Here is an 8207-nt window from a genome sequence, read left to right as displayed (position 1 = left end):
TACCCTTTTTCGGGAGAACAACAACTGCATAAACAATACAACGCAATCTTCCGTCAGGCGCCCCTGCCGGTGACAGAAACCCGCCGCATCCTGGATGTGAAATCGGATACTGATCCGCTTACGGTGCAGGTAACCGGTTGTTTGAATGAATCACAGCTGGACCTTCCCGCGCTGGAACAATATCTTTTTGAAACACTTGAAATACCGGCCCACGAAGAAGCCGAACTGCTATTGGAACAGTATAAGGGACAATACCTGCTCGACCACAGCAGCCATGTACTGCTGAAAGCAGATCTACGCTACCGTCTCACAATAGGAAACATATATGTGAGAAAAGCAGATTTCCGGATTGATTTACTTGAATCGTGATAATATGGGAAAACAACAGCACACGAGCAGCAAACCAAAAGAAAAGAAAAAAGAAGAAAAGCCGGCACCCGCCGGGAGTAAATATGTATGTGACCAGGCACTGCTGAAATGTAGTTGCGGTAGTACACCCGGTCAGCTCAAAGTGGCGGCTAATGCGTTTGTATTTCTGCAGGATGCACTCAAAGCCACCTCGAAAGACAAAACCATCACCCCCACTTTTGGCACCTGTTCTGCTCAGCGTAACAGCGCCTGCAGCCCTGCTTTGATGGAATGGCAGCAGGTTGCGGAAGATGTGAGTCTGGGTGAAGACAACTTTTTCCTGCTGGAAAAATCTACCAACCAATGCTCCGCCGGTGGTGGAAAAATTACCATTACAGATGGGAAACAAAAAGCAACCGTAAAGGATATTAAAATACCTACCGCAGATCTTCCCCTCGCCACGCCCATGCAGGTAGAGAATAAAGAAGTAGTATGGTATGTGAGCAACGAAGTGTATAATGCAGTACCAGCCAGCGATCGCTGGTATAAGGTAGATGAAACCAAACATACCTTCACCGAGGAAAAAGCCGGTAGCAAAGTACTGGCCGAACTCGTGGCACATGCCACCAATCCCACACTGGCCACACATACAGACGCCAAAGGGAAACAAACCACCTACAAAAAAGGTGTAGATACACCGTATGATTATGGCAACAAAAAAGCTGCTTTCAAAGAAAAACTGGCATCTGTTTATCCTGTTTATCTGCGAAACGGCGTCTTTACAAATGCCTACCCTACTTATAAAATGTTCGTCTACAAAGGTGAAAATGCCGGCGACGCCAAAAAGAAACTGGACCAGGACATCGGCAGCGGCTCCCATGGCAATGCTGCCCTCCTGATGGAAGTGGCCCGTCATACCCGCGATAACAACACCAGCTATTATAAAACCGGTGGCCCCATCCCACCCACAGGACTCAACGGGCAACCCGAATATTATGCGATGAATTATGTGATCAGCGGAACCGCCCGATATAGAGTGATACTGGATAAAACGGACACCAATATGAAAACGATCCTGACTACGCCTTACCGGGGAGGTATATCCATCGACCCATTTGTATCCGGTGACCTGGAAGGTTGTATCGGCATTAGAAATGGTACCGGTGGCTATTTTCAACAAATAGCCGGCATCAATAACACGGTATATTTTAATAATCTGAATGATAAACTGGTGGACCTCCTGCCAGAATTGAAAAATATTTACAGAACTACCACCGGCAAAGGTAAAATGGCAGTGGCCTTTGATGCCACCAAAGAAGCACTCTTCTATGTCAAAGTAGATCCCTTACCGGAAATATCTCCCGATACCTGTTACAAACCATGGCAGGATGCCGTAAAAGCGAAACAGGAAGCCTGGACGAAAGCACAGGAAACGTCCGCTACTCCGGCAGCCTCCCCTATGCCAGCGAAAGAAGAAGGCAGTAACAAAGGTATTAAATCTCTCTTCGGAAAATTTTTCCTGCTGGGATTGCTGAGTGGCGCAGTTTCCTGTGCCAATGGTTCACAACCAGTCCATACGGCTGCCACTCATGCGGATGCACCAACAGATACGGCTACACTAAAACAATGGACCAATGCCCTGAGAAATGCAGATACCGTACAACTCAAACAATTGCTGGAACAACACGTTGATCCCAACACCATACTGAGTACCGATACCACTATTGCTTTCGGGGAGATAGGCAATTTACCGCTACAGATCCCCCAATACACCTCGCTGTTTTATGTGTATGATTACAGTAAGCTCAGTGGCGGCGGACTCGCAAAAAGTTCGCAGAATCCGGCGGCGATGCAACAAAAACAACAGGACCTTTCCGAATGGCTTATTCAACATGGAGCGACCGTTTCTCCTGCTGCTGTAAAAATGTGGCTGCTGGTAAAATCACCTTTGTCATTTCTCCGGCGGGCCGCTCCACCGGAAATCCTGCATACATTTAGCCAGGAAGACTTTGTAGCGGCGGCGCTGAAAGGCAACAACAGCATCGCCGTCATCAGCTATCTGCTGGACAATAAAGTATCGCTTACCCAGGTGACCGATGCCATCAGAAAACAGTACAGCCGCGATTATACAGTGAGTCCTGAAACATTGGCATTGCTGATACAGCATGGATATAACCCCAGTACCGAAGCCGGTTTCAGCCTGTTGCAATATGCCGTGTTTATGCTGGATGAAAAAACGGTGGCCGCTGAACTGCAAAATGGCGCTTCTACCACTATCCCCTCCACCTGGTTCTTTATACAGGATGATATGATTGACGGTGGCAGCGAAGAAAATAAGCTGTCGGCCCGGCAGATTGCCGCCAGAACCCTTTCGTTTTATAAAGAACAGGGAATGACCAACAGCCCTGCTTTCAAAAAAGCTCAACGCATTTCTTCCCTGTTACAAACATCAAAATAAAGCAGCGATGGTAAAAATAAAATCACAACCGCCGGCATCTTCATCGGGTACCCCTACCCCCGTAGATCCTTCATTACCGCCACCAGTGGAAGACGGGATCGATGACTCTTTCCATGGCCCACAAGGCCAGGATCAGCCGCCAGCAGACAAGCAAGATAAAACACCGGAATATAACGGCGTGGCCAGTCATGAAAAAGATGAGAAGGAAGAAGAATACAAATGCCCGGAATGTGAAAAAGAAATCACCGCTGCGCAGGTAAAGTTTATCATCGAACAAAAAGATAAAAAGGGAAATATCATTCCGCTGACAACAGAAAATGACAAGCATCTCACAGATATCCTGGATTATGTAAATAAATACCGTAAAGATTATAATCTCGACACCTGCTTACGGAAAGCCCACTTTATTTCCCAGGCAGCAGCCGAATGCGGCAGGTTCAGCACTTTCGAAGAAGGGATGAACTATGGCCATAAAGGGTTACGAGGTAATTTTAGTAAGTACTTCGCCTCCTCCTTCAAGATCAATGATTACTTTGATCCTAAACATCAACGATACAACTGTTTCACAAAGGCTGAAATCACAGACCTGCTGGTAGTGGAATACAAAAAGAAAGATGAAAAAAACAAGAAAGACATCCAGACACTACTGGATGGAGATTATAAAGAGCTTACCGTAGATGAAACCCTGCTCTATGGCAGAGTGGATGAGAAAAACGGCGTGGTGATTAAAGACGATGCGACACTTAAAATATCTGTCAAAAAACATGATGCCTTCAAGATCAAATGGCCTTCCCGCGCGTATGGCGACCGAATGGGCAACGGCAAAGAGAGTTTACAAAACGGCTACCGCTTCAGGGGAAGAGGCATCATCCAACTGACGGGTAAAGAAAACTATGAGAAATTTTCTGAGCAAAGGAAAAAACAACCATTCCCGGAAGACACCACTGGCTATATCGATTTTACCAAAAATGATACAGAAGGCGCATTGAAAGGAAATTATGATAAACTGGCAGATGCATCCAATATGATGTATCCCGTGCAATCCGCCCTGGTGTTCTGGGCCGTAACAACGAAAATACTTTCTACTTATTCGGATAATGATGATATTAAAATGACTACCCTGAAAGTAAATGGTGGCTATAAACACCTGGGAGAAAGGAATGATTTCATCAAAAAAAGTCGTTTGGATGATGGACTAAAAGTATTTACCCATTATCGTAACTTACATACCAATGGCACTAAATCACAAAAGGATACCGTCATTAAAAATTTGAAACTGTTGTCTGAAAGCAGAATAACAAAAGATGACGCCACTGGCGAAAAGATTGAAATGAAAGATCCGGAAGGCGAAAAACTCAAAAATGAATTGGCCCCGGAAACCAAGCCTGCAGCCGGTGATAAACCAGGCGCAAAAAAAGGAGGAGCACCAGCCGTAACACCGGTTAAAAAGAATTGATGAAGAAAAGTACGCTTATCATAGGTCTGTTAATTTTATTTGGTCACAGGAGTATGGCTCAGGACAGTGTGCGCAATATTTATCAGCGCGCAGGAATAGATCTGTCCAAAGCTATCGGTGCAGGTGAAGTAAGCTCCGAGGACGGTATTTACTTCTTCACGGCTGCCGGACAGCATATTCCCTTATCTGTTTTAATGAAAACAGATTCATTGGATATCAATACCACAGAAGAAGAAGTTATTTTTCCGCAGTTGAAATATACGCTTCATCTGAAGTACCTGAATATAAGTGGCGCCAACAGAAAGTACGGCGGCGCCATCACGCATCTCAGGCCGTTAATGTTGCTGAAAGAACTCACCTGGCTGGATATCAGCGATAATGAAATAAAAGACCTGACTCCGCTACAGGGGTTAACACAGCTGCAATACCTGGACGCCAGACAAAATCAGTTGCGAAGCCTGGCGGGCATTGAACGTTTATCCCGTCTTCAGGTATTGTTGCTGGGATATGGCGCTGCATCTTTACCGATAAAAGATCTCCTGCCCCTGAAAGGCAAAACAGCATTGCGTGTACTGGCATTGCCCGGTTGCAGTATTACTGACATTACCACCGTATTAGCCTTAAAAAAACTACAGCGGCTGGACCTGAGTAATAACAAAATCGCCGGTCCCGTGGTGTTGACGGGATTTATGGATTTGCAGGAACTGGATCTGACCCACAACAGGATTACCCGGTTGGAAATCCCGCTTATGCCATCGTTAAAAAATCTCCGGGTGGGAGACAATCTTTTAACCACATTGCCTTCTTTATCTGTATTTCCGGTATTAGAGAACCTTTCTGCTACTTTTAACAGTATCACCCGCATTAGTTGTACTACTCCCCTTGCGCATCTTACAACGATCTATCTCAAGGGTAATAAATTGCAGGAGCTCTCTTTTATTCGTTACCTGCCTGCGCTGCGGGAAGTGGATGTTTGTAATAACAGGATAAAAGATCTGCGGCCACTCCTCCTCGTTGCTCCCGCTAAAATGGCTGTCAGCGGTAATCCGATAGACAGTACCCTGCTGGATGATACCGAAAAAAAACGTTTACTAAGAACGGCCGCAGACCATTAATTTATTGGCCTTTACTGAATGGCATATATGCGGTAAACTATTTTTCCGGGTGCCGCAAAACGCCCTACTCCTACAGCAACCGTATGATTAAGCCAGGCATATTTAGGTGCACTGGTTTCAAATACCGGCGTTGATCTGAAGTAATATTCAGCGGGCGACAGTTCACTGCCTTTACCCATTCGCAGTAAAGCGGATGCTGGTCCGTCGGCGTAGTTATACCCGGTATAGGCGATGTAAATCAACGCGCCGTCATCTGTCCTGATGGTCGCACGGGAGTCCATTTTAAAAGTAGTGGAATCTGTCATAAGGCCCCATTCCCCGCCACCGTCTATGATTTGACCATTAATTTTATCGCCTTTTACAACACCGGCTTTAAACGGAAAAATGAGTCGCGTTCCCGTTAATACGCGCCCTACTGCCTGTGGTGGGTGGGTGCTGATTTCCAAATCAAATAAGAAGGTTGATTTAAGTTCCTGCGCATTTACGGGCATATAGAAACCAGCGAAAAAAAACAGGGCAAAGAAGATTACTTTTTTCATTTTATCAAGGTTTTATCTTTTGACGATTGAGCCAGGTAAAACGGTCGGCTTTTTTTGCGAAATAATTAAAATAAGAAATAAACCTTTGATTGTTAGTCATCTAAGAAAGCTTTCCGGAGCGTTGGTGCAGGACATGGAAGGTCTTTTTTTCATTATTTCTTCCAAACTATTGTTAGCGGGAAATGAACAAACCCGCTTCGCAGACGTTTAATTGGTGAACAGCATCTCACGCTTTCTGCTAAAATCTCCCTGGGCATAGCACGATCATCAATCATAAACTTTTCATTCCAAAGAGGAATGAAGCGAACATATTGTGCTTCTTTATTAAACAACCGATTTGAAATGCAAACAACGACCAAACAAAACAGGAGGAAACATAAGATCGAATGCCGGCTGATCATCCGGTTGCTGATCATTCCTGTTGTCCTGTTTTTCGCCAACAGTAATGTTTTTGGGCAAACACCCGCTGCTCCTCCATATACCTTCGGCTTCATTCCTGCCGCCATCGGGGAAACAGATTTTTCGTTTCCGCTGGTAAAAAAATGGCATCTCGATGGTGAAGTGGACCTGCAGATTGTTACCCAGGGCGCCTATGATGTAGGCAATCCGTTTGCCTATGCGCAGCGGTTCGTGGTGAGGCCGTGGATCGCTTACTCCGGACTCAAAAATATGAAGCTGTGGCTGGGCTATGCACGTAATAAGAAATATGAAGTAAAGGAGTCCGGCAACTATGAAACCCTCGAACGGCGCTTGATCGTGATGGGTTCCTTTGCTCAGAAGATGCCCAAAGGAAGCCTTTTCCAGCAGGTAAGGTTTGAAACTAAATTTTTTGACGACCGAAACGGTGTGGCGAGGGTTATACCGAGGGTCAGGGCCAGGGTGGGATTCAATCACTTTCTCCGGCAGGACAATCCCAACGTATTCCTGAAAGCCCCTAACGTTTCCTATTATATGGAAATAATGCTGAAGTTCGCAGATAAAGACTATGCCGCCAGCAGATTTGATATTTTCCGGCAATCTATTTACTACAGTGCTGGTCTTACAAAGAACCTGCATGCACTCGCGGGCGTGATTGCACAAATGCAATTAAGAACGAATGGAACCCAGTTTGATATTTATTACGGACCTATCTTTTCGCTTCGATACAGCTTTACGCCTAAAGAGCGGGAAACTTTCGACAATGTTGACGGCGGCGCAGACTGAGTACCGAAAACAACAAAGCCTGTAAATATTGATGTATTTACAGGCTTTGTTGAAGATTACTTCAATACTTCTTTCATCTGCTAGTTACTCATTAACGCTCTTTTTGCTTCAGATTCAAGATCCCTATACTGCGCTTTTTCTACTGTTACACCTACCAGTTGAATGTTACCCCCTTTAAATGTACCTGGTGTTTTATAAAGATCGCTCACCGCATCACCGCTGTCATATCCTACACATAGTCCATCACCGGCCAGTGTAAATTTACCGGGTTGCGTTCTCATCGGGCCTTCCATTACTACTTTATCATTGACGTATAATTTCAATGTACCGATCGATTCGCCATTCTTGCCGGTAGTATCTCTGGTAAATTCTACCCCTATGGTATATTTACCTGGTTTCACACCCACTGGCGAAGAAAATACCTGTTCAGGTTTAATGCCTAAGAAGTTATAGACATAATATAGTTTGTGGTCTTTTATGAAAAGTGAATGGCCGCCGAATCTTGATCCGTGTGCGAAGATCACTCCGGAAGCATTGGCGTCAGTAATTTCCACATTGGCGATTATTTTATAGGAACGTCCCCGGATATTTGCAGCCACACCTTCAGGAACAGGTGCCGTGCCTGGATAGTAGACGTATCTTTCCCTGGCTGGTTCCTGTGTGGGACGCTCAATGCCCAATAATTCCACAGCTGTGCGGTCATCGAGTGGAAGACCGTTGTTCTTCTTTGCTTCGTCCATCCACAGGGCGATCAGCTCTTTTAATTTCTCCGGATTTTCTTTCGCCACATCCTGTGATTCTGATCTGTCAACAGCCGTGTGGTATAATTGCCATTGGTCTTTATCAAAATTTGCCTTACCCGTTAATGGAGCATGCAGTGCAGCTGCTTTCCAGCCGTCGGCCCAAATGCCGCGTGTGCCCAGCATGGTGTAATATTGTACTTTCTTTTGAGTAGGGTCGTCCGGCTTTGCGTCAAACGTATATTTCATAGATACGCCGGAAAGCGGATACTGCTTCACCCCATGATATACATCCGGCATTTTAAGTCCGCATATATCCAGGATTGTTGGAACAATATCTACGGAATG

6 protein-coding genes and 1 pseudogene are annotated in these 8207 nt (G+C 45.4%); 5 read left to right on the top strand and 2 right to left on the bottom strand.

Annotated features, from left to right (window positions below; all coding sequences use genetic code 11):
• From VIP81_RS27930 to VIP81_RS27915, 4 genes are all read left to right on the top strand, one after another.
• On the top strand, window positions 1-369 hold a 369-nt coding region (locus VIP81_RS27930), incomplete at its 5' end, for a hypothetical protein (RefSeq protein WP_331969246.1).
• Window positions 370-373: 4 nt separating this feature from the next.
• Complete coding sequence (locus VIP81_RS27925) at window positions 374-2806, top strand: DUF4280 domain-containing protein (RefSeq protein WP_331969243.1); 2433 nt, start codon at window positions 374-376, stop codon at window positions 2804-2806.
• Between the two features lie 7 nt (window positions 2807-2813).
• Window positions 2814-4262, top strand: a complete 1449-nt coding sequence (locus VIP81_RS27920) for a hypothetical protein (protein WP_331969240.1) — start codon at window positions 2814-2816, stop codon at window positions 4260-4262.
• 53 nt (window positions 4263-4315) lie between these two features.
• On the top strand, window positions 4316-5377 hold the full coding sequence (locus VIP81_RS27915; protein ID WP_331969237.1) for a leucine-rich repeat domain-containing protein: 1062 nt from the start codon (window positions 4316-4318) through the stop codon (window positions 5375-5377).
• An 11-nt stretch (window positions 5378-5388) separates the two neighbouring features.
• Here the strand turns inward: VIP81_RS27915 and VIP81_RS27910 are convergent, their stop codons facing one another.
• Window positions 5389-5916, bottom strand: coding sequence for a DUF3237 domain-containing protein (locus VIP81_RS27910; protein WP_331969234.1), 528 nt, complete (start codon window positions 5914-5916; stop codon window positions 5389-5391).
• Window positions 5917-6258: 342 nt separating this feature from the next.
• Between VIP81_RS27910 and VIP81_RS27905 the strand changes: the two genes are divergently transcribed.
• Window positions 6259-7119, top strand: coding sequence for a DUF2490 domain-containing protein (locus VIP81_RS27905; RefSeq protein ID WP_331969231.1), 861 nt, complete (start codon window positions 6259-6261; stop codon window positions 7117-7119).
• Between the two features lie 80 nt (window positions 7120-7199).
• Here VIP81_RS27905 and VIP81_RS27900 read toward each other — a convergent pair.
• Window positions 7200-8207, bottom strand: a pseudogene (locus tag VIP81_RS27900) (arylsulfatase); the annotation flags it as partial.

The sequence above is a fragment of the Chitinophaga sp. genome, from assembly GCF_036566945.1.
Lineage (GTDB): Bacteria > Bacteroidota > Bacteroidia > Chitinophagales > Chitinophagaceae > Chitinophaga.
Note: the sequence above shows the minus strand (reverse complement) of the source record. Positions and strands in the feature narration are given on the sequence as shown.